The sequence below is a fragment of the Pseudoalteromonas sp. NSLLW24 genome, from assembly GCF_015864725.1.
GTDB classification, from domain to species: domain Bacteria; phylum Pseudomonadota; class Gammaproteobacteria; order Enterobacterales; family Alteromonadaceae; genus Pseudoalteromonas; species Pseudoalteromonas arctica.
This window is the reverse complement of sequence record NZ_JADYWQ010000037.1, coordinates 1-1,863: the sequence shown is the minus strand read 5'-3', so window position 1 is coordinate 1,863 and position 1,863 is coordinate 1. Positions and strand designations below refer to the sequence as shown.

The following is a 1,863-nucleotide window of genomic DNA, read 5'->3' as shown; positions in this document are numbered from 1 at the left end:
TAACAATCATCTGTGTGGACACTACGAACAAATAAGTTCTAAATCGTATAAGGAGGTGATCCAGCCCCAGGTTCCCCTAGGGCTACCTTGTTACGACTTCACCCCAGTCATGAATCACTCCGTGGTAAACGTCCTCCCGAGGGTTAGACTATCTACTTCTGGAGCAACCCACTCCCATGGTGTGACGGGCGGTGTGTACAAGGCCCGGGAACGTATTCACCGCGTCATTCTGATACGCGATTACTAGCGATTCCGACTTCATGGAGTCGAGTTGCAGACTCCAATCCGGACTACGACGCACTTTAAGTGATTCGCTTACTCTCGCGAGTTCGCAGCACTCTGTATGCGCCATTGTAGCACGTGTGTAGCCCTACACGTAAGGGCCATGATGACTTGACGTCGTCCCCACCTTCCTCCGGTTTATCACCGGCAGTCTCCTTAGAGTTCTCAGCATTACCTGCTAGCAACTAAGGATAGGGGTTGCGCTCGTTGCGGGACTTAACCCAACATCTCACAACACGAGCTGACGACAGCCATGCAGCACCTGTATCAGAGTTCCCGAAGGCACCAAACCATCTCTGGTAAGTTCTCTGTATGTCAAGTGTAGGTAAGGTTCTTCGCGTTGCATCGAATTAAACCACATGCTCCACCGCTTGTGCGGGCCCCCGTCAATTCATTTGAGTTTTAACCTTGCGGCCGTACTCCCCAGGCGGTCTACTTAATGCGTTAGCTTTGAAAAACAGAACCGAGGCTCCGAGCTTCTAGTAGACATCGTTTACGGCGTGGACTACCGGGGTATCTAATCCCGTTTGCTCCCCACGCTTTCGTACATGAGCGTCAGTGTTGACCCAGGTGGCTGCCTTCGCCATCGGTATTCCTTCAGATCTCTACGCATTTCACCGCTACACCTGAAATTCTACCACCCTCTATCACACTCTAGTTTGCCAGTTCGAAATGCAGTTCCCAGGTTGAGCCCGGGGCTTTCACATCTCGCTTAACAAACCGCCTGCGTACGCTTTACGCCCAGTAATTCCGATTAACGCTCGCACCCTCCGTATTACCGCGGCTGCTGGCACGGAGTTAGCCGGTGCTTCTTCTGTCAGTAACGTCACACATGATGGGTATTAACCACCACGCTTTCCTCCTGACTGAAAGTGCTTTACAACCCGAAGGCCTTCTTCACACACGCGGCATGGCTGCATCAGGCTTGCGCCCATTGTGCAATATTCCCCACTGCTGCCTCCCGTAGGAGTCTGGGCCGTGTCTCAGTCCCAGTGTGGCTGATCATCCTCTCAAACCAGCTAGGGATCGTCGCCTTGGTGAGCCATTACCTCACCAACTAGCTAATCCCACTTGGGCCAATCTAAAGGCGAGAGCCGAAGCCCCCTTTGGTCCGTAGACATTATGCGGTATTAGCAGTCGTTTCCAACTGTTGTCCCCCACCTCAAGGCATGTTCCCAAGCATTACTCACCCGTCCGCCGCTCGTCAGCAAAGTAGCAAGCTACTTTCTGTTACCGCTCGACTTGCATGTGTTAGGCCTGCCGCCAGCGTTCAATCTGAGCCATGATCAAACTCTTCAATTAAAAAGTTTTATGTCTTTCGACAGCTCAATGAATTCTGAATTTATTTTAATATCTTTCGATATTGAATTGACTGTGCCGAATAATTACCGAAATAACTATTCTGTTGGTCACTCAGTTTTCAATTGAGACTCTAATTTTTTTGCCTCGCTACCTAAGTAGGTTGGCTGTTAGAACTCAATCTGTACGAGTGCCCACACAGATGATTGCTTTATATTGTTAAAGAACGTTTTGAGTCGCTTTAGCGTCTCAAGGGATGCGAATAATACACCCTTTATTTTT

General features: G+C 49.9%; 1 rRNA gene. It reads right to left on the bottom strand.

The features are described 5' to 3' along the window. Positions 1-48: 48 nt before the first annotated feature. Positions 49-1,584, bottom strand: a 16S ribosomal RNA gene (locus I6E72_RS19570). Positions 1,585-1,863: the final 279 nt, after the last annotated feature.